This window comes from Streptomyces sp. cg40 (assembly GCF_050320165.1).
GTDB classification, from domain to species: domain Bacteria; phylum Actinomycetota; class Actinomycetes; order Streptomycetales; family Streptomycetaceae; genus Streptomyces; species Streptomyces hokutonensis.
In genome coordinates, this window is record NZ_CP190128.1 from 29,687 (window position 1) to 49,622 (window position 19,936).

Consider the following 19,936-nt stretch of genomic DNA (forward strand, 5'->3'; position numbering starts at 1 on the left):
GTTCGCCGCGGTGGCCCGCCGGAGGGGTCGTCAACGGGGGCGCAGATGATCATGACGATGCGCAGTGAGAACCTGCCGGCTACGGACCGTTTCCAGTGGTGGTGGGAGCAATGTGCCAGGGACGTCGTCCCGACGCTGGCCCGCAGCCCGTACGCCGACGGCCTCAAGGCGACGGTGACACTGGCGGAGCTGGGCCCGGTCCAGCTGTCGGTCCTGGACCTCCCCGAGGTGCGCACCGGTGCAGACGTCTGCACCGGTGCGCCGTTCCGACCCCGAGCCGTACGGGCTCAGCGTGATCGCCGCGAACAACCTCTGGTTCTCCCAGCGCGGTCGCGACTGCCGACCGGGCCAGGGCGACCTGCTGCTCCACGACACCTCGCAGCCCTTCGACTCCCGCGCACTTCCCGGTCCCGGCCCGGGAAAGATGCTGATGCTGCAACTGCCCAAGGCCGAGCAGCCGCTGCGCCCCCAGCGCCTGAACCGCCTGCTCGCACGCTGGCTGACCGCCGACTCCGGGATGAACGCGATCCTCGCCCGCTACCTCACCAGCGTCGCCACGGCCGTGGAACAGGGAGAGGTGGGCGAGCCCGGGACACGCCAGCTGGGCACGGTGGCCCTCGATCTGGCCGCCGCCACCCTGGCCGAACACGCCGACGCCCAGGATCAGTTGGCTCCCGAGACCCGCCATCAGGCGCTGCTCGCCCGGATCGAGGCGTTCGTCGAACACAACCTGGCCGACCCCGATCTGCCCCCGCCCACCACCACATCTCGGCGGGATACCTGCACGCCTCTTCCAGATCCGCGAACTGACCGTCGCCGCCTGGATCCGCCGCCCCGCCTCGAGCGCTGCCGCGCCGACCTCGCCGATCCACAGCTGCGGCACCACCTGGCCCACTCCATCGGCACCCGCTGGGGCTTCCGCCACGCCGCCGACTTCAGCCGCGCCTTCCGTACGGTCCACGGCATGCCGCCCGGCGACTACCGGCACCAGGCAATGACGACGACTGCCGACTCGGCGGACATGCCGCACAGGACAGGCCGCCGGCCCTGACCATCGTCTTGGCGCGGCGGTACGGTCACCGGCTGACACCGACAGAACCTGCTCCTGGAAGACGCCCCCGACCAGCACCACTACACAGCTGGACCATGTCAATGAGGGCTTCGCCGATCAAAGTCACGGCGGGCGGGCGGCCGTGCCCTCGCGTGCGATGGTTCAGTCTTGGTGGGGTCCTCCGACCGTGATCTCACCGGATCCCCGTTCGATCAGCCGGGTCGGAATGGTGACCGCGCGGGTGGGTGACCGGTCGCCGTCCAGTCTGCGGAAGAGCATCTCGGCGGCCGTCCTGCCCAACTGCTCGACGTCCTGGGCGATGACGGAGATCCCCGGGCTGAGGATGTCGGCCAGGGGGAAGTCGTCGAAGCCCACCTGGGCGACGGTGTCCTGGAGGCCGAGTGCGCGCAGCGCGCGTACCGCCCCTATGGTGACGAAGTTCTGGCTGGTGAACAGCGCGGTGGGCGGGTTCGGCAGCGCCAGGAGCCGCTCGGTCGCGGCGATCGCGGATTCCTCGCTGGCCCCGGTGTGCCGGACGATCTCCTCGTCGTACTCGATGTGCGCGACTTCCAGGGCATGCCGGTAGCCGTCGAAACGCTGGGCGGCGGTGGAGATGGTCGCGCGGTCGCCGAGGTAGGCGATGCGCCGGTGGCCGGACTTCAGCAGGTGGTTGACGGCGGTGAGGGCGCCCTGCCGGTTGTCGGAGACGACGGTGTCCGCGTCGAGCATGCTGGGCTCGCGGTCGACGAAGACCATGCAGGTGCCCGAACGCTGCTCGCTGATCAGATAGCTGTGGTCGCGGCCGGCCGGCACGATCACCAGGCCGTCGACCCGCCGGTCGATGAGCGCCCGGGCCAACTCCCGTTCCCTGGCCGGGTCCTCGTCGAGGCTTCCGACCAGCACGAGCACTCCGCGCTCCCGTGCCACGTTCTCGACGGTTCGGCTCAGGGCCGCCGAGAAGGGGTTCGCCGCGTCCTCGACGAGCATCCCGATCGTGGCCGTCCGGCCGTCCCCGCGGCGCAGGCTGCTGGCGGTCAGGTTCGGCCGGTAGCCCAGTTTGTCGGCCGCGTCACGCACCCGGGCGGCGATGGCCGGATCGACGGTGGGCACCTCGTTGACCACGCGGGAGACCGTCTTGATGGCGACGCCTGCCAGTGCCGCCACCTCGCGCATGGTGGGGCGGCTGCGGGGGGACGGCGACGGCGGCTCGCCCTGAGTCATCGTTGTCTCCAACTGATTGCGCGTTACCTAGTTGTTGCCGACGCATGTTTACCAGTGTCTTGACGCGCTCGTCCATACGGGCCCACTATCCCGTCGAGTCAACGTTGTCTCAGCGTCGACCAAGGGACGGCTCGAAAGGGATCACGTCATGAACCTCTCCTCCAGCCAGGCGTCGGGCCTCCGCAGTCGGCGCACCCGGGCGGCGGCCATCGGCGTCACCGTCTGCCTCGGCGCGACCCTCGCCGCCTGCGGCTCCTCCGACTCGGGCTCCTCGTCGTCCGGCAGCGGGAAGGTGGGTGTGTCACTGATCCTGAAGACGTTGAGCAACCCGTACTTCGTGAGCATGGAGAAGGACGCCAAGACCCAGGCCGCCAAGGACAAGGTGAGCCTCACCGTGGCGGCGGGAACCTCGGACGGCGACACCCAGACCCAGATCACCGCCATCGACAACGCCGTCTCGCGCGGCGACAAGGGCATCCTGATCACCACCAACGGCGACGCGGTGAACACCGCGCTGAAGCGCGCCAAGCAGGCCGGCCTCTTCGTGATCGCCCTGGACACCGCACCGAACCCGCCGAGCGTCGCGGACATCACCTACGCCACCGACAACGAGCAGGCGGGCAAGCTCGACGGCCAGTACGCGGCGGCCGCCCTGGACGGCAAGCCCGCGGTCATCGCCATGCTCGACCTGTTCAACAACCAGGTCGTCTCGGTGGACATCGACCGCGACCACGGCTTCCTGGAGGGCATGGGCATCGACCCGGGCAGCAAGACCGAGAACGGCAAGGAGGCCAAGACCGGGAAGTACACCGGCGGCAAGGGCGGCACGTACACGATCGCCTGCCACCAGCCCACCCAGGGCGCCATCGACGGCGGACGCACCGCGATGGAGAACTGCCTGTCGGCCAACCCGGACATCAACGTGGTCTACGCGATCAACGAGCCGGCGGGCGAGGGCGCGTACAACGCGCTGAAAGCCGCGAACAAGGAGAAGAGCGTCGCGATCTACGCCATCGACGGCAGCTGCTCGGGCCTGAAGAACGTCACCAGTGGCGAGTTCGCCGCCGACGCCGTGCAGTACCCGGGCAAGATGGCGGCCCTCGGCGTCAGCTCCATCGCGAAGCTGGCCCGCGGCGGCAGCAAGCCCAGCGTCACCAACGGCAAGTCGTTCTACGACACCGGCACCGCGCTGGTCGCCGCGAAGTCCCTCGGGGGCCTGACGGTCCAGTCCCCGACGCAGGCCGCGTCCGCCTGCTGGGGCAGCTGACTTGGTCAGCCGGGTGGGCCGCCGGTGCCGTACCGGTGGCCCACCCGCACCACACCTCCTATCAAGGCCCGCACGAGGGACAGAACCGGAAGGACCCCCTGTGACCACCCACGTGGACAGTGAAGCCACACCGGCGCCGGCGGAGGACTTCCTCAACCGGCCCGCCACGCCGGCCCAGCGCATCCAGTCCGTGCTGCACCGTCAGCCGGCCCTCAGCCCGGCGATCGTCCTGGTGCTCGCCGCCATCGTGTTCTCCCTCGTCAACGACCGCTTCTACGCGTTGCAGAACCTGTCGCTCGTCGCCCAACAGGTGGCCGTCATCGGCTCGTTGGCTGTCGGCCAGACCGTCATCATCCTCACGGCCGGCATCGACCTGTCCATCGGCGCGGTCATGGTGCTGGCCTCGCTGCTGATGTCGAAGCTCGTCGCGGACAACCATCTGCCGGGCGTGCTCGCCCTGCTCGCGGGAGCCGCCGTCGCGATCGCCGCGCAGGCCGTCAACGGACTGCTGGTGACCAGGATCAAGCTGCCGCCGTTCATCGTCACGCTCGGCACCCTCAGCATCTTCACCGCGATCACGCTCATCTACGCCAAGGGCCAGACCGTCTCGCTGGACCCGGGCAACATCCTCATGTGGAGCGCGGACACGGTCTCCATCGGCCAACTGAACCTGACCACCGGCGTCCTCCTCATGATCGCCCTGTACGCGGTGGTGGGGTACGCGCTGCGCTACACCGCCTGGGGCCGCCACCTGTACGCCGTGGGCGACGACATCGAGGCCGCCCGCCTGGCCGGCATCTCCGTCAACCGGGTGCTGCTGAGCGCCTACCTCGTCGGTGGCTTCGCCATCGCGGTGGGCGCCTGGATCCTGGTCGGCAGGGTCGGCGGCGGAGACCCGAACAGCGGCCTCAACGCCAACCTGCAGTCCATCACCGCCGTCGTCATCGGCGGCACCAGTCTGTTCGGCGGACGCGGTGTGGTGCTCGGCTCGTTGATCGGCGCGCTCATCGTCCAGGTCTTCGTCAACGGTCTGGCACTGGCCGGGATCGACCCCAACTACCAAGTCCTGACAGTCGGCGTGCTGGTGATCGCGGCTGTCTCCGTCGACCAGTGGATCCGGAGTGTGAAGTCGTGACGACCACCACCGCCCCCGTTCTCGAAGCCAAGGGCCTGGTCAAGGTCTTCGGCCGGGTCGTCGGCCTGAACGACGTCGACCTCACCCTCTACCCCGGCGAGGTCCTCGCCGTCATCGGCGACAACGGCGCCGGCAAGTCCACCCTGATCAAGTGCCTCTCCGGGGCACTCGTCCCCGACCGGGGCAGCATCCTGGTCGACGGCTCCGAGGTGAACTTCAAACGCCCGCAGGACGCCCGCGAGGCCGGCATCGAGACGGTCTACCAGACTCTCGCCGTGGCACCGGCGCTGGACATCGCCAGCAATCTCTTCCTCGCCCGCGAGATCCGACGCAAAGGTGTGCTCGGCTCGGTGTTCCGCATGCTCGACACCGGCGAGATGAAGCGCCAGGCGGCCGACCACATCAAGCGGCTGGGCATCAGCACCCTGCAGAACATCAACCAGGCCGTGGAGACGCTCTCCGGCGGCCAGCGCCAGTCGGTGGCCGTCGCCCGGGCGGGCGCCTTCGGCGGCCGGGTCGTCATCCTCGACGAACCCACCGCAGCGCTGGGCGTCCGCGAGACCGGCCAGGTGCTCAAGCTCGTCCGCGACCTGCGCGACCAGGGCCTCGGCATCATCCTGATCAGCCACAACATGCCCAACGTCTTCGACGTCGCCGACCGCATCCACATCCAGCGCCTCGGCGGCTGCGCCGGGGTCATCACCCCGCAGTCGCACTCCATGGAGGACGCGGTGGCCATCATGACGGGCGCGAAGAAGCTCGTCCCGGAAGCCGGGTGACAGGCGGGGGCGGTGGCGCTACGGCCGACACGTTCCGGATCGCCGAGGGCCTCCTCGGCGACGAACCCACGGTGTCGGTCTCCGCGCCGGACGGTGCCGTGCGCGCCGTCCTCGCCCTGCGCGGGGCGACGCTGCTGAGCTGGCAGGTCGCAAGCGGAGCGGCCGGGCACCTCACGGAACTGACGGACGGCTACCGCGACGAGGCCGAACTGCGGTCGCAGGACGGCGTACGGGCGGGCCTGCTCGCCCCGTTCCCCAACCGTGTCGCCGACGGCCGCTACCACCACGGCGGCCATGACCACGACCTGTTGCCCGGCCGCCTCGGGGACCGCACGGTCTACCACGGCTTCGCGCGTGAAGCGCCGTTCCGGCTCGTCGCGGCCACGATGACGCCCGACTCGGCACGGCTGCTGCTGCGCAGCACGAGCATCAGGCCGGGCCGGTACCCCGGCTATCCGTTCGCGCTGGACCTCGACGTGGAGTACACGGTCGGCCGCCACGAGCTGGGCGTCGGGATCCGGGCGACGAACGTGGGAGAGACCACCGCCCCCTACGCGGCGGGCTGGCACCCGTACTTCACCCTCTCCCGGCCCATTCACGACCTGGTCCTGCAGATCCCCGCCCACACCCTGATCCGCACCGACGCCTCCCTCATCCCCCTGCCCGGAAAGAACGCCCTGCTGCCCCTGGACCGCTGCCCCGACATGGACTTCCGCGCGCCCAGGAAGCTCGGCGACGCCGTCATCGACGCCTGCTTCGCGGACCTGGTCCCCGGCTCCGGCGCCCGGACCGAGACCGTACTGAGCGACCCCGCGACCGGAGCCGAACTACGGGTGTGGCAGCACAGCGGGTACCTGCACGTGTTCACGGGCGACACCCTGGCCCGCGACCGGCGCGGGTCCATCGCCCTGGAGCCCGTCGAGGTACCCACGGACGCGTTCAACCGCCCGGAACTCGCCACCGCCGTGTCACTGGAGCCGGGCCGGCGGCGGGAGTTCCGTTTCGGGGTCGCGTACGTGCCCTCACTCCACTGAGCCGGGGCCAGCGGGAGGGCGCCCGCAGAGCAGCGTAGGACGAGGGCGTCCGCGCCATCCGTTCCGCGTGGTAACGCGGGGTGGTGCCCTTCGAGGAACTCGATCACCCGATGCCGCGGCGCTGGGAGCCAGGCTCCACGATCATCTCGGCCTGGCTCCGTCAGACACGGTGCCGCCTGGGCGCGGCTGACGACTGGTCACCTTGCAGTACTCCAGCGGTAGTTCATCATTCCCGCGAGCCGGGGCGCGTGCTTTCGAACCCCAGCGAGCTGACAGTGCATCAGATCCTGACAGGGGGCGACCGAATCGCGCGAGGCGATATTCCGGCGAACCGGGGTAGCCGCCAGACACCCAGCGGATGGATGCTCACGGTTCAAGGAGAACGATGCTCACACTCACGTCCCGGCGTCTGCGCGGCACCGCGCGTCGGGTCTTCGGCTGGCAGCAGTTGCGTCCGGCCCAACTGGCCGCGATGAAGGCCGTGATGAAGGGGCGTGACGTACTCGCCGTCATGCCGACCGGCGCGGGCAAGTCCGCCGTGTACCAGGTGCCCGCCGTCCTGCTCGGCGGTCCGGTCGTGGTCGTCTCGCCGCTGATCGCGCTGCAGCGGGACCAGATGCAGAGCCTGCTCGGATCCGCCGCGCTGCGCACCGCCGCCGTCAACTCCGCGCAGCGCCGAAGCGAGAACGAGACGGCATGGGCCCGCATCAGTTCCTCCTCGGCCGACGTGATCTTCCTCGCTCCTGAGCAGCTCGCCAAGCCGGATGTCACGGACCGGCTCGCCGCCGTCCGTCCCCGGCTGCTGGTGGTGGACGAAGCGCACTGCGTGTCGTCCTGGGGGCACGATTTCCGGCCGGACTACCTGCGGCTGCGGCACGCGCGGGAGCGGCTCGGCAATCCGCCGGTGCTCGCACTGACCGCGAACGCGGCGGCCCCGGTACGACGGGACATCGCCGAACGTCTCGGCATGACCGACCCGGTGGAGATCGTGGCCGGCTTCGGCCGTCCCAACATCCACCTGGACGTGTCCGCCTTCCGGGACGCAGCCGCCAAGCAGCGGTTCGTCGTGGAGCGGGCGACCGTCGAGGAGAAGCCGGGAATCCTGTACGCGGGAACGCGGAAGGCAGCGGACAGCTATGCGGAGCAGTTGATCAGCCTCGGGCTGTCCGCCGCGAGCTACCACGCGGGCCTCTCCCCCACCGAACGCCGCCAGACCCAGGACCGGTTCAGTTCCGGTGAACTCGACGTGGTCGTGGCGACCTCGGCGTTCGGGATGGGCATCGACAAGGCGAACGTACGGTTCGTGCTGCACGCGTCCGTCCCCGGCTCTCTCGACGCCTACTACCAGGAGATCGGCCGGGCCGGCCGCGACGGCGCACCGGCCAGGGCGATCCTCGCCTACCGCCCGCAGGACCTGGGTCTGCAACGCTTCTTCGCCTCCGGCGCTCCCGATGCCGACGCACTGCGCCGCGTCGCCGAGCGCCTGCGCGGCGACGGGGGCGCCGTGAGCGCAACCGGGCTCCGAGCCGACTGCGAACTCGGTGCGACGGCACTGTCCGCCGTACTGAACCTGCTGGAGGAGGCCGGCGCCGTCCGTACCGGACGGGACGGCAGCCGCTTCGCCGGCCCGCTCGGCGCCTCCGCGGAAGACGACGTCGACGCCGCTGTGCAGAGCGCACTCGCCGTCCACGCCACGCACCTCAAGCTCGAACAGTCCCGGGTCGACATGATGCGCGGCTACTCCGAGACGACCGACTGCCGACGGCGGTTCCTCCTTGGATACTTCGGCGACTCCGTCCGCGCCCCGTGCGCGGCATGCGACAACTGCACGGGGGCGGTGGTCAAGGCGGCGGGCAGGCTGAGGCGTGGGCGGTCCGGGGACGCCGGACATCCGTACAAGGCGGCCGCACGGCGACGCCCATGGCGCCGGGCCGGTGCGCGCGCGGGCGCCACCGCACGTGCCGTCCGGGCGGCGGAGACGGCCGCACGCCCCGCCGTGGACGAGCACGCCTACCTGCCGGGCGTCCGCGTGCACCATGACCAGTGGGGCCAGGGCGAGGTCATGAGCGAGGGCGACGGCAAGATCACCATCTTGTTCAAGTCGGTCGGCTATCGCACCCTGTCGCTGGCCGTGGTGACGGACAAGCAGTTGCTCATCGCACTGCCCGACGCACCGCGCTGACGCTGGACCCGCGAGTTCCGGGCGTCGGGAGCCGGCCCTGCCCCGGGCTCACTGGAACTTGTCCATCTCGGAGCTCTCCGTAGCGGATGATCTTCCATCGGGTCACCTGGCACAACGAGGAACGTCCGCGCTCCGCCCTCGGACGCCCACACGATCGCCGAACGGAACGCGACGTCCGGCGACGCAACCTCCGTACCGCCCAGGGAGTCACCGGCGGCGTGGCCTTCTTCGGCGCGCTCATCGCATACCCCTTTTCGTCCGCGCCCGGTGCCGTAGCTGCCGCAGCCGCGGTAGTGCGGGCAGTCGCACGGTTTCGCGCTCGTCGGGCACCACAACATGCTGGAGCCTCCAACTGCGGTGACGGGACAGCCACTTCACTGTCGCTCCGGGAGGCGATCGGAGAAGTCCCGGAAAGGGCTGAAGGCTCCACCCCCGCGTATCCGTGGCCTACAGCGCGGAAGACGGTCCCAGACCTTCGCGAAGGTGCCACTCGGCCGGCGTTCCCCTGCTCAACATCCTGATCAATCCATGAGTACTCAACACGAGTCGGCTTGCCTGCTGGTCTACTGCGGCGTGCCGCACCAAAGACGACACAGGACCGTCAGATCCCGTCGCGTGGCCTGGCCCGGCCGAGGTCCCGTCGGCGCATCGGGCGGCGAGGGCAGGGCGGTCCAAGAAATTCGGGAGAACAGGGGAAGCTTCGTAACCCAGCTCGCCGCAGGGCCGTCATCAGCTCTGGCCGACCGGTGTCCGCCGCGTGCGGCACCGTACGACGCGGCCTTCCCCCGACCTGGGATACTTGCGTACCGGACCCGGTGAAGTGGAGAAGTCATGGTCGAGCGACCCGGTCAAGCGCACGCCCCGGAGACCGGCACCCGATCCAGACGGCCTCGTGCCGGGAGCGGGGAGTCCCTGAGCGACGTGGCGTACGAGCACATGCGCGCGGCCATCCTTCAGGGGGTGTACCGCCCCAACCAGCGGCTCCCCGAGGACGAGGTCGCCGCGGAACTCAACGCCAGCCGCACGCCCGTGCGGAGTGCGCTGATGCGTCTGGTGGACCAGGGGCTGGTGGTGCGGGAGCGGCAGGGCTGGGTCGTCCGGGAGCACACCCCGGACGAGATCCGCGAGATCTACGAGGTCCGGTGCGCCCTGGAAGCGATGGCCACCGGACTGGCGGCCGTGCGCGGGTCCGAGGAGCAGCTCATCGCGATCGCCGCCATGTACGAGGGCCCGACCGAGGACTACGTCCGCCGGCCCCGTCGCGAACTGGGCCGGCTGAACCGGGAGTTCCACCAGGCGATCGTGCGGGCCTCCGCCAACCGGCGGCTGTTCGACGAGTGGCTGCGCAACCGGGACTTCGGCATCACCTACAACATGGCCGTCCTGTTCACCCAGGAAGAGGCCGTCCTCTGCATCGAGGGCCACAAGAAGATCATCACCGCGCTGCGGGACCGCGACCGCGAGCAGGCCGAGCAGCAGGCCCGGATCCACGTGGAGGACGTCCAGGCCGTGGCGGCCCGCCGCCTCGACGCCGCGGGCCTGCACCTGGCCTGAGCTGCGGGGACGCGGGGCACCGAGAACGGTGCCATCCCGCATTCACGCCCGGCCACGACGGTGGAAACAAGCGGGAAACACACCCTTGCTGTCTTGGATCCAAGTTTGTATCCTACGTCGTATGCAATCCACCACCACGGTGCCGTTCCCGTCGCTCGACCCCCGCACGGGCGAGGAACGGCGCCGTTTCCTCGACGCGACCCCAGACGAACTCGGCAAGGCCCTGGCCGCGGCAGCGCGGTCGTTCACGGTATGGGGCGACTTCGATCCAGCCCTGCGCGTCACCGTGCTGCGCGGCATCTCCGAGGAACTCTCGGCCCGGCGCGACCAGCTCACCGCCACGGCGGCCGCCGAGACCGGTCTGACCGGACAGCGGCTCGCCGGGGAGATCGAGCGGACCCGGCTCCAGCTCATCCAGTTCGCCGAACTGCTGGAGAACGGCGGTCACTTCGACGCCGTGATCGACCCGGCCACACCCGACCGCCCCGACGTCCGCCGGGTCGACGTGCCGCTCGGCCCGGTGGCCGTGTTCGCCGCGAGCAACTTCCCGTTCGCGTTCGGCGTGGCCGGCACGGACACCGCCGCCGCCCTGGCGGCCGGCTGCCCGGTGGTCGTCAAGGGACACCCCTCGCATCCGGAGACCTCGGAACTGATCGCCGCGGCCGTGCACACCGCGCTGGCCGCGGCGGGAGCTCCGGACGGCGTGTTCCACCTGCTCCAGGGAAGCGGGCTCGGCATCGCCCGCGCACTGGTCACGGCACCCGGGATCACGGCCGTCGCCTTCACCGGTTCGCTCACCGGCGGACGCGCCCTCTTCGACCTCGCCGCGTCCCGGCCGCGTCCGATCCCGGTCTACGCCGAGATGGGCAGCCTCAACCCCGTCTTCCTCCTGCCCGGCGCGCTCGCGGACGCCGCCGTGCGGCTGGCCGACGCCTTCGTGGAATCGCTGACGGCCTCGAACGGCCAGCTCTGCACGAAGCCAGGAGTGACCTTCGTACCCCGCGGTGAGAGCGGCGACCGGTTCGTGGCACGTGCCGTGGACCGGGCCGGGGAGTATCCGCCGGGGACGATGCTCAACCGCCCGATGTGGCGGCATCTCGTGGCGGGCGCGGCCGAGTTGGCCGACCGGCCGGGAGTCACCGTCCTGGCGGGCGGCTCAGCACCCGACGGCGAGGGCTCCTCCTTCCCGGCGAGTCTGGTGGAGACCGGGCTCGACACCTTCCTCACCGACCCGGCGCTGGCCGAGGAGCGGTTCGGACCGTTCGGGGTGCTCGTCCGGTACGACACGCCCGGTGACCTCGTGCGCGCGGTGGCCTCCCTCGACGGTCATCTCACCGCGACCGTCCACCTCGGGCCCGGCGACGAGGACGACGGCCGGCGGCTCGCGGCGGGCCTGACCGGCAAGGTGGGCCGGCTGGTGTGGAACGGCTGGCCGACCGGTGTCGCCGTGACCGACGCCATGCACCACGGCGGGCCCTACCCCGCCTCCACCAGTGCCGCGCACACCTCGGTGGGGACAGGCGGAATCGCCCGGTTCCTGCGCCCGGTCGCGTTCCAGAACAGCCCGCAGTCACAACTGCCCGCCCCGCTGCGGGACTCGAACCCGCTGGGCATCACCCGGCGGGTGGCCGGCGCCCTGACCACCGAATCCATCACCGGTACGACGACCACGGAAGGGCGGGCACACGCGTGACCGACACAGAAGCTCTCACGGCGGCGGAGCGCACGGACGCCGACCGGGGCGCCGTACTGCTGCCGACCCTGCCCGCCAAGCCGGCGCTGACGCCGGAGTCGGCCGCCGTGCTCGACGAGGTGCCCGGACGCCTCGGCGTGCCGTTCGTCAGCCCCGTCTTCCAGGCGATGGCGAACTGGCCCGACTACCTCGTACCGGCCTGGAACAGGTTCAAACCGGTCATCGCGTCGGCGGCGTTCACCGAGGCCGCCGCGACCCTGCGGGTCCCGGCAGGACTGCTCCCGGAAGCAGAGCCGTCCCTGTGGACCTCCGACGCCGACATCGACATCGATCTGATACGCCGTTACACCACGACCTTCCACCAACTGCTCCCCGAGGTCCTGCTGTTGACCTCGTGCTGGTACCGCGGTCTCACCGTCGGAGGGTCTGCCGCCTGGCCCGGGACAGCGGACCCCGGCCCCCGGGGCGTCCGGCCCGGCGCTGTCAACGTCGTCCCGGACGGCAGCACGCCCACCGCCGAACTGGCGCGGGTGTACGAGGAGATCCGGGCCGCGCACCACCACCCCCGTGTGCTCAGCTTCTACCGCGCGCTCGGGAACTGGCCCGACGTCATGACCGGCGTGTGGGACCGGCTGGGACCGCTCGCACGAGGCGCCGCGTACGCCGCCGCACGTGAGGAGATCCTGATCAGGGCCACCACGGCCGCCGCCACGCTCCCCGTACCGGTGGTCGACACCGCGGCGGCCGGCGAGGCCCGCGCCATCCTCGCTCTCTTCCGCAGTCGGCTGATCCCCGCGCTGCTCCTCGACACCGCCGTCGTGCTCGCCCTCCTCGGCGAGAGCGACGCGATCGTCTCCGGCTGAAGCGGCCGACGTCCTCCTCACCCTCCGACCCATGTCCAGGAGAACCATGCCCAACATCACCGTCGAGATCCTGGCCGGCCGGACACGCGCCCAGCGGGCCGAGTTCGCCCGTGTGGTGACCGACGCCGTGGTCGACGTCCTCGGCGCGCCCCGTCATCTCGTGCGGATCCAGTTCACCGAACTGGCCCACGACCGGCTCGCCCTGGGCGGCGAGCTCACCGAACCACCCGCGTAACGACGCCGGCGGTCTCTCAACTCCTCCCTGGGGTAACCATGTTCACATCAGCGTCGATGTCCATGTCCCTGTCCACGACCACCTCCGCGTCCGGGTACCAGCAGCACTTCGATCCCGTGCTCGGCCGACTCGGCCTCTCGGCAACCGTCGCCGCTATCCCCCTGATCGTCCTCTTCGTCCTGCTCGGTGTCCTCCGGTGGAAAGCCCACTGGGCCGGGCTGACCGCCCTCGGCACAGCGGCCGTCATCGCCGTCGCGGTCTACGGCATGCCGGTCGGCCAGACCGTCAGCGCCGCGGGCCTCGGAGCGGCGGTCAGCTTCCTCAGCGTCATCTGGATCCTGATCAACGCCCTGTGGATCTTCAGGCTGACCGAGCGCACTGGGCACTTCGCGGTCCTGCGCAGATCCTTCGCCGGGGTCAGCGACGACCAGCGCATCCAGGTCATCATCATCGCGTTCTCCTTCGGCGCGCTGCTGGAGGCACTGGCCGGTGCGGGAACTCCCGTCGCGATCAGCGCCGTCATGCTGGTCGGCCTGGGGCTGCCGCCGATGCGGGCCGCCGTGGCGGCCCTCGTGGCCAACACCGCACCCGTCGCCTTCGGCGCCCTGTCCGCACCGGTCACCACGCTGTCCCAGGTGACCGGGCGTGACTTCGACACACTCGGCTCGATCATCGGGCGGCAGACCTCGATCGTGGCCGTGATCGTCCCGCTGGTGCTGGTCTTCCTCGTGGACGGCCGCCGCGGGGTACGGGAGGCCTGGCCCGCCGCGCTGGTGGCGGGAGTGGGCTTCGGCGCCGGGCAGTTCGTCTTCTCCAACTTCATCTCCGTCGAACTCGCCGACATCGGGGCGGCCTTGTGCAGCGCGGCGGTTCTCGTCGGTTTCCTGCGCGTCTGGCAGCCGCGCCACGCGCTGACCGCCGACTCCGTCACCGCCACGGCATCCGTGCACTCGGCCGCGCCCGTACCGGTTACGACGGGCGGCTTTGGAGGTTCCGGCGGTACGGCCGACTCGGCCCGGGAGGAAGAGGCGCCGGCACCGCGCGACGACCGCCGGAACGTGATCCTGTCCTATCTCCCCTACGCCCTCGTGATCGCGGTGTTCGTCGTCGCCCAGCCCGACTCCGTGAAGGCGCGGCTCAGTTCGGCCGCCCTGCACTTCGGCTGGCCCGGTCTGCACATCACCGGCGCGACGGGCGCCCCGGTGCCCACCGTGTTCACCTTCGACTACCTGCCCGCGGCCGGCACGCTCCTGTTCGTGTCGGGCGTCTTCACCACGGTCCTGCTCCGGGTGGCCCCCGGCGAGGCGGCCCGCATCTACGGCGCCACCGTGAAGCAGCTCACCTGGACGATCGTCTGCGTCCTGTCCGTCCTCGGGCTGGCCTATGTGATGAACATGTCCGGCCAGACCGGCTCCATCGGCCGGGGCCTGGCCACCATGGGTGCGGCGTTCGCCGTCTTCTCCCCCGTCATAGGCTGGCTCGGCGTCGCCATCACCGGGTCGGACAACTCCTCCAACGCCCTGTTCGGAGCCGTCCAGATCGCCGCCGCACAGCAGACGGGCCTCTCGCTCGACCTCATGGCCGCCGCCAACTCCTCCGGAGGGGTGGTCGGCAAGATGATCTCTCCGCAGAGCCTGGCGATCGCTGCCGCGGTGGTCGGCGTCCAGGGCAAGGAGGGCGACATCTTCCGCAAGGTCATCGGCTACAGCCTCGCCCTGCTGGCCCTGATCGCGCTGATCGTCTTCCTCCAGTCCACCCCGGTCCTGAGCTGGATGCTCCCCTGACCGCATACACCCACGCACGCGAACACGAACCTCACGACACCGGAGACAGCACCATGACGAATCGGTACCGCGCCCTCTTCGACCTCACCGGGAAGTCAGCCCTGGTCATGGGGGCCGCGTCCGGCATCGGCGAAGCGACCGCCCGGACCCTGGCCGGCCTCGGCGCCCGGGTGGTCTGCGCCGACCTCGACGGCGCCGGCGCCAAGGCGACGGCCGAGAACATCGTCGCCGAGGGCGGTACGGCGCTCGGCCTCACCGCGGACCTCGGCAGCCACGAGCAGGTCACCGAGGCCGTCCGCACCACGGTGGACACCTACGGCCGGCTCGACATCGGAGTCACCACCCCCGGCATCAACATCCGCAAGAGGCTGGCCGCCTACACGGAGGACGAGTTCGACCGCATCATCGGTCTCAACCTCAAAGGCACGTTCTTCTTCCTCCAGGACGCCTCCGCCGTCATGGCCGAGCAGGGAGGCGGCAGTCTCATCGCGTGCTCGTCGATGCGAGGCCTGATGGTGGAGCCGGGCCTCGGGGTGTACGCGTCCACCAAGGCGGCGATCCTCCAGATGGTGCGCGGCCTCGCCACCGAGGTGGGACCGCGCGGCGTACGGGTCAACACCATCGCACCGGGTGTCATCGACACGCCGCTCACCCGCCCGCTGTGGGACGACGTCAAGGCGCGGGAGGCCTACAGCGCGCACACGGCCTTCGGCCGCTGGGGCAGCGCCGACGAGGTCGCCTCGACGGTGGCGTTCCTGGCCAGTGACGCGGCGTCCTACGTCACCGGCGAGAACCTGGTCGTCGACGCGGGCTGGACCATCATGGACGGCCGCTTCGACCCCGGCCGCTGACCGTTCTCCCACCGAGCGGGGCTCCCGCCGTGATGAGACTCGTAGCCGGATGGCTCCGACATCCCGTCGGAGGGCAACAACGCCCTGCGGGTCTCCTCGGCTCGTGACAACGCACTCATCTCGCGATTTCATGAAGGCCGGTGTCCGACGGGTGCGGCCCGGAGCTTCCGGTGAGCCGGGGCGCGGCAATCGCCGGCTTTCGGATGGCCGCCGGCAGAGCGCGCTCGTAGACGGCGGCGCGTACGGCGGAGACGAGGTCGTCACGGAGTTCACTGAACCGGCCGGTCAGCGCCAAGGTGCACGGGTTGTACATGAATGTGGACCAGCATGGCCACCAGGCCGCCGGCTGCGACCTCTCCGTGTCATCAGCGGCTGCATTCGGAGGACGGACAGCGGCCCGCGAGACGCACAACGGCCGTGAGAACGCTGACACCCCCGTTCCGGCCTCGCAGGTCCCTCTCTCCCCTGGCATCGGGCCATCCAGGAGCAGCCGCCTTGCTGTCCACCATGGGCCGTCCCACCCCCAAGCCCTTCCCCGCCAACGGCTGCCCGCATCGACCCGGCACGGCCTATTCCTGAGCGGCGGGCCTGCTGTCGGCGGCTGTTTCCTGCCGCAGGAAAGCCGTGAGCCACTTCTCGGTATGGGCCACGTGCGCCGAGGCCGCGCCCGCTGCAGCGACAGGGTCGCGGTTGGAGAGTGCCGTGGCGATAGCGCGGTGGTCCTCGTCGCTGGCGCGCTTGATGTGCGGGCCGTCGGGAAGCGTGAACACCTGATAGGAGCGGGAGCGGGCGCGGAACACCCCGAGCAGCGAGCCGAGCGTGGGGTTGCCGCCGACGCGGGCGATCTCCGCGTGGAAGCTCTGGTCGAGGGCGGAGACCTTGTCCGGGTCCTCGGTGGCCTCCATCGCCTCGATGTGCTCGAAGATCGACTTCAGGTTCTCGGGAGTCATGCGGGCCGCCGCCTGCGCCGCGGCGTGGGCCTCCAGGATCCGCCGGATCTCGTACATCTCCAGCAGTCCGGCGAGCGGCAGGAGGTCGACGGTGAGCGACAGGCTGCCCACGATGTCCTCCGGCCGCAGCTGCGACACGTAGGTGCCCGAGCCGTGCCGGGGCTCTATCACGCGCAGGGCGGCGAGCATCCGTACGGCCTCGCGCAACGACCCGCGGGAGACGCCCAGTTCCTCGCACAGCTCACCCTCGGGGGGAATACGCTGCCCCGCCACCAGACGGCCGGTGGAGATCATGTGCCGTAGTCCGTGGAACGCCTGGTCAACTGCGGACATTCTTCCCCTCCTGAGGATGCGGCCGCTTCACTCGGCCTCCAGCAGCCTACAGAGTCATCTGATGAGTTGAGGCATCTCCCCTCAAGTCATCCAATGACTTATTTCGGGGACGTAATCGGGCGGTCACGACGCCATCAAGCCGTACGAATCCGTACGGGCCTCGCCGCAGAGTCCCAGTCGTTGGCATTCTTGCAGGTAGAAGGCCAGGGCGTGTACGCCGTACAGCAGGACTCCGGCACCAGTCACCCCTCCGATCCGCGTGACCTTCTGATGTCGGCGGCCCCGGCCCCTTGCTCACCCAAGGGCGTCGATGCCACGATGCGCCGCAAGTCATCAGACCTATTTTGACGACCGTCCGATGTATGGGCCCGCCGTCGTGGGGCCGGGAAGATCGTGAGTCATACGTGAGCGAGTCCGCTGTCAGCACCGTCACCACCGCGCCGCGCCCCCTTCTGCTCGCCGACGGCAGACCGGCGGCCGAGGCGTGGTCGCTGGACCCGGCGCACAAGCACCTCAACCACGGGTCGTTCGGGGCGGTCCCGCTCGCCGTACAGCACGAGCAGAACCGGCTGCGCGCCGAGATGGACCGTTCGCCGGGAGTGTGGTTCCCCGGGCTTCCGGCCCGGGTCGCGGCCGCCCGGAGTTCGATCGCCGCGTTCCTGCGCGTCGCCCCGGAGGATCTCGCCCTCGTGCCGAACGCCAGCGGCGGCGCGAGCGTCGTCTACGCGAACGTGCCGGCCAGGCCGGGCGGCGAGGTCCTCGTGACGGACCACGGCTACGGCGCCGTGACGATGGGCGCGCAGCGCCTGGCCCGGCGCTGGGGCGGCACCGTCCGCACCGCGCACGTACCCCTCGGCGCGGACGAGGACGAGGCCTATGAGGCCGTGCTCGCCGGTATCACCGACGCGACGGGCCTGATCGTCCTCGACCACATCACCTCGGCGACCGCCCGCTGGATGCCAGTGGAGCGGATCGGGCGCGTGGCGCGTGAACGCGGCATCCCGCTGCTGGTGGACGGCGCGCATGTCCCCGGTCTCGCCGAGGATCCGCTCGCGGGGCTGGACTGCGACGTGTGGATCGGCAACCTCCACAAGTTCGGCTGCGCGCCCCGCGGCACGGCGGCGCTGGTCGCGCGCGGACCGCTCCGCGACGACCTCCACCCCCTGATCGACTCGTGGGGCGCTCCCGAGCCGTATCCCGCCCGCTTCGACACCCAGGGCACGGTCGACGTCACGAGCTACCTCGCCGCGCCCGCCGCCCTCGACTTCGTCGAGCACACCTGGGGCTGGGACACGGCACGCGCCTACATGAGGACGCTCGCCGACTACGCGGAACACGTCGTCGGCGACGCCTTCGCCCAACTCACCGGTGTGGACAGCGCAGTTGACGTCGGCATGCCGGTCAACGCGCTCCGCCTGGTCCGGCTGCCCGACGGCCTCGGCACCACCCATGCCGACGCCGACGCCCTGCGCGACCGCGTCGCCGCGGAACTGGGCGTCGAGGCCGCCTTCACCAGCTTCGGAGGCGTCGGTTACCTCCGGCTGTCGACGCACGTGTACAACACGGCCGCCGACTTCGAGTACTTCGCCGAGCACTGCGTACCGGTGCTCGGCGCATGGGCCCGCACCCAGCACGTCGCACACCTCGCATCGCAGTGATCCATCACAGCACGTCAGAAACTGGGAGAGCACAGTGTTGAACAGGAGAAGGGCAGCGGTCGCCCTCGGGCTCGCCACCGCGTTGTCGGTGTCGGGCTGCGCCGTGGGCGGCGGCTCGGGCGCGAGTGACGGGACCGTCACGCTGCACATGGTCGAGAGCCTCACCAACCCGTCCCGTACGGCCGTGTTGAAGACCCTCATCGGCCAGTTCGAGAAGCAGAACCCCAAGATCAAGGTCGACCTGATCTCGCCGCCCACGGACACCGCGGACCAGAAGATCCAGCAGATGCTCCAGTCCGGCAGCGGCATCGACACCATGGAGGTCCGGGACATCACGGCCGGCCCGTGGTCGACCAACGGCTGGATCTACGACATGAGCAAGGACCTCAAGGGCTGGAGCGGCTGGGACGCGCTGACGGACAACGCCGTCAAGTACTCCAAGGACGCCAAGAACCGGACGTACTACATCCCGTACGGCTTCTACGGCCTCAGCCTCTACTACCGCACCGACCTGGTCTCCAAGGCCGGCTTCGCGAGCGCGCCCACCAGCTGGGACGAGTTGCTCACGCAGGCCACCGCCATCCAGAACCCTGCCAAGCGCCAGTACGGCTATGCCTTCCGCGGCGGGACGAACGCCAACAGCAACGCCGTCGCGATCATCGAGGCGTACGTCGCCGACAAGATCGACCGTGACAACGGCTTCAAGCTCACCGACGGCAAGACGATCTTCTCCGCGCCGGAGGCGCTCACCGCCCTGGAGACGTACTTCAAGCTCTTCAAGAAGGCGTCGCCGCCGTCCTCCGTCGCCTGGGGCTACCCGGAGATGGTCGAGGGCTTCTCCAACGGTTCGACGGCCTTCCTCCTCCAGGACCCCGAAGTGATCGCCACGGTCGGGGAGTCGAAGACGATCACCAAGAAGCAGTGGACCACCGCCCCGCTGCTCACCGGCCCGAGCGGCAAGGCCGTCCAGCCGGTGGCGACCGCGGGCTGGGGCATCGCGTCCGCAAGCAAGCACAAGGCGGAGGCCGAGAAGCTGATCAAGTTCCTCTCCGAGGGCGACGCTGCCAGCACCTTCGACAAGAAGAACAGCCTGGTGCCCATCCTCAAGAGCTCCGCCGACGACACGTTCTACAAGACGGGCGCCTGGGCGAGCTACGTGAAGATGACCGAGAACCCGGACACCTACATCACGGTCACCCAGCCCCGTAACTCCTCCTGGTGGACCGAGTGGATCCAGAAGTCCGACTCCGAGATCCAGAAGGTGCTGCTGGGCAAGATGACGCCCAAGCAACTGCTGGCCGGCTGGAACACCTACTGGACCGACAAGTGGAAGAGCCAGTAGGGCT

Annotated in this window: 16 protein-coding genes; 14 read left to right on the top strand and 2 right to left on the bottom strand. The window is 70.1% G+C overall.

All coding sequences use genetic code 11. The features are described 5' to 3' along the window. The first annotated feature begins 238 nt into the window (after positions 1-238). A complete protein-coding gene (locus ACQHII_RS00140; RefSeq protein ID WP_427917181.1) occupies positions 239-1,051 on the top strand; it encodes an AraC family transcriptional regulator in 813 nt (270 codons plus the stop codon). 162 nt (positions 1,052-1,213) lie between these two features. Here the strand turns inward: ACQHII_RS00140 and ACQHII_RS00145 are convergent, their stop codons facing one another. Beyond that, entirely contained in the window at positions 1,214-2,272 is a 1,059-nt protein-coding gene (locus tag ACQHII_RS00145) for a LacI family DNA-binding transcriptional regulator (protein WP_427917182.1), read from the bottom strand. Positions 2,273-2,420: 148 nt separating this feature from the next. On the opposite strand from ACQHII_RS00145, the gene ACQHII_RS00150 reads away from it, so the two are divergent. The 11 genes from ACQHII_RS00150 to ACQHII_RS00200 all read left to right on the top strand — a co-directional run bounded on the left by ACQHII_RS00150 (position 2,421) and on the right by ACQHII_RS00200 (position 15,649). Next, on the top strand, positions 2,421-3,539 hold the full coding sequence (locus tag ACQHII_RS00150) for a substrate-binding domain-containing protein (protein WP_427917183.1): 1,119 nt from the start codon (positions 2,421-2,423) through the stop codon (positions 3,537-3,539). Between the two features lie 100 nt (positions 3,540-3,639). Continuing rightward, entirely contained in the window at positions 3,640-4,674 is a 1,035-nt protein-coding gene (locus tag ACQHII_RS00155) for an ABC transporter permease (RefSeq protein ID WP_427917184.1), read from the top strand. Then, a complete protein-coding gene (locus ACQHII_RS00160; RefSeq protein ID WP_427917185.1) occupies positions 4,671-5,453 on the top strand; it encodes an ATP-binding cassette domain-containing protein in 783 nt (260 codons plus the stop codon). Before ACQHII_RS00155 ends, ACQHII_RS00160 begins: the two co-directional genes overlap by 4 nt. After that, a complete protein-coding gene (locus ACQHII_RS00165) occupies positions 5,450-6,487 on the top strand; it encodes an aldose 1-epimerase (RefSeq protein WP_427917186.1) in 1,038 nt (345 codons plus the stop codon). The genes ACQHII_RS00160 and ACQHII_RS00165 overlap by 4 nt, the downstream gene beginning before the upstream one ends. A gap of 385 nt (positions 6,488-6,872) precedes the next feature. After that, positions 6,873-8,669: a RecQ family ATP-dependent DNA helicase gene (locus ACQHII_RS00170; protein ID WP_427917187.1), complete on the top strand. Its 1,797-nt coding sequence runs from the start codon at positions 6,873-6,875 to the stop codon at positions 8,667-8,669. Positions 8,670-9,590: 921 nt separating this feature from the next. Continuing rightward, positions 9,591-10,223 (top strand): GntR family transcriptional regulator, encoded by a 633-nt coding sequence (locus tag ACQHII_RS00175; protein ID WP_427917188.1) that lies wholly within the window; start codon positions 9,591-9,593, stop codon positions 10,221-10,223. A 121-nt stretch (positions 10,224-10,344) separates the two neighbouring features. Next, positions 10,345-11,916, top strand: coding sequence for an aldehyde dehydrogenase (NADP(+)) (locus ACQHII_RS00180; protein ID WP_427917189.1), 1,572 nt, complete (start codon positions 10,345-10,347; stop codon positions 11,914-11,916). Further along, positions 11,913-12,779: a halocarboxylic acid dehydrogenase DehI family protein gene (locus tag ACQHII_RS00185; protein WP_427917190.1), complete on the top strand. Its 867-nt coding sequence runs from the start codon at positions 11,913-11,915 to the stop codon at positions 12,777-12,779. The genes ACQHII_RS00180 and ACQHII_RS00185 overlap by 4 nt, the downstream gene beginning before the upstream one ends. A 31-nt stretch (positions 12,780-12,810) precedes the next feature. Then, a complete protein-coding gene (locus ACQHII_RS00190; protein WP_427917191.1) occupies positions 12,811-13,014 on the top strand; it encodes a tautomerase family protein in 204 nt (67 codons plus the stop codon). Between the two features lie 62 nt (positions 13,015-13,076). Then, positions 13,077-14,798 carry an L-lactate permease gene (locus ACQHII_RS00195; protein WP_427917192.1) on the top strand — a complete coding sequence of 574 codons (1,722 nt, stop codon included), beginning with the start codon at positions 13,077-13,079 and terminating at the stop codon, positions 14,796-14,798. A gap of 53 nt (positions 14,799-14,851) precedes the next feature. Next, on the top strand, positions 14,852-15,649 hold the full coding sequence (locus ACQHII_RS00200) for an SDR family NAD(P)-dependent oxidoreductase (RefSeq protein ID WP_427917193.1): 798 nt from the start codon (positions 14,852-14,854) through the stop codon (positions 15,647-15,649). 569 nt (positions 15,650-16,218) lie between these two features. On the opposite strand, the gene ACQHII_RS00205 is transcribed toward ACQHII_RS00200, so the two are convergent. Next, positions 16,219-16,932 carry a FadR/GntR family transcriptional regulator gene (locus ACQHII_RS00205; RefSeq protein ID WP_427917194.1) on the bottom strand — a complete coding sequence of 238 codons (714 nt, stop codon included), beginning with the start codon at positions 16,930-16,932 and terminating at the stop codon, positions 16,219-16,221. A gap of 404 nt (positions 16,933-17,336) precedes the next feature. Between ACQHII_RS00205 and ACQHII_RS00210 the strand changes: the two genes are divergently transcribed. Both ACQHII_RS00210 and ACQHII_RS00215 read left to right on the top strand, forming a co-directional pair. Next, positions 17,337-18,590 (top strand): aminotransferase class V-fold PLP-dependent enzyme, encoded by a 1,254-nt coding sequence (locus ACQHII_RS00210; protein ID WP_427917195.1) that lies wholly within the window; start codon positions 17,337-17,339, stop codon positions 18,588-18,590. Positions 18,591-18,627: 37 nt separating this feature from the next. Beyond that, positions 18,628-19,932 (top strand): ABC transporter substrate-binding protein, encoded by a 1,305-nt coding sequence (locus ACQHII_RS00215; RefSeq protein WP_427917196.1) that lies wholly within the window; start codon positions 18,628-18,630, stop codon positions 19,930-19,932. Positions 19,933-19,936: the final 4 nt, after the last annotated feature.

What these genes read in the sequence shown, in the direction of transcription:
- ACQHII_RS00190 (WP_427917191.1), top strand. Translation starts at nt 12,811, where the DNA reads ATGTCCAGGAGAACCATGCCCAACATCACCGTCGAGATCCTGGCCGGC.
- ACQHII_RS00170 (WP_427917187.1), top strand. Translation starts at nt 6,873, where the DNA reads ATGCTCACACTCACGTCCCGGCGTCTGCGCGGCACCGCGCGTCGGGTC.
- ACQHII_RS00200 (WP_427917193.1), top strand. Translation starts at nt 14,852, where the DNA reads ATGACGAATCGGTACCGCGCCCTCTTCGACCTCACCGGGAAGTCAGCC.
- ACQHII_RS00145 (WP_427917182.1), bottom strand. Translation starts at nt 2,272, where the DNA reads ATGACTCAGGGCGAGCCGCCGTCGCCGTCCCCCCGCAGCCGCCCCACC.
- ACQHII_RS00195 (WP_427917192.1), top strand. Translation starts at nt 13,077, where the DNA reads ATGTCCCTGTCCACGACCACCTCCGCGTCCGGGTACCAGCAGCACTTC.
- ACQHII_RS00205 (WP_427917194.1), bottom strand. Translation starts at nt 16,932, where the DNA reads ATGTCCGCAGTTGACCAGGCGTTCCACGGACTACGGCACATGATCTCC.
- ACQHII_RS00180 (WP_427917189.1), top strand. Translation starts at nt 10,345, where the DNA reads ATGCAATCCACCACCACGGTGCCGTTCCCGTCGCTCGACCCCCGCACG.
- ACQHII_RS00150 (WP_427917183.1), top strand. Translation starts at nt 2,421, where the DNA reads ATGAACCTCTCCTCCAGCCAGGCGTCGGGCCTCCGCAGTCGGCGCACC.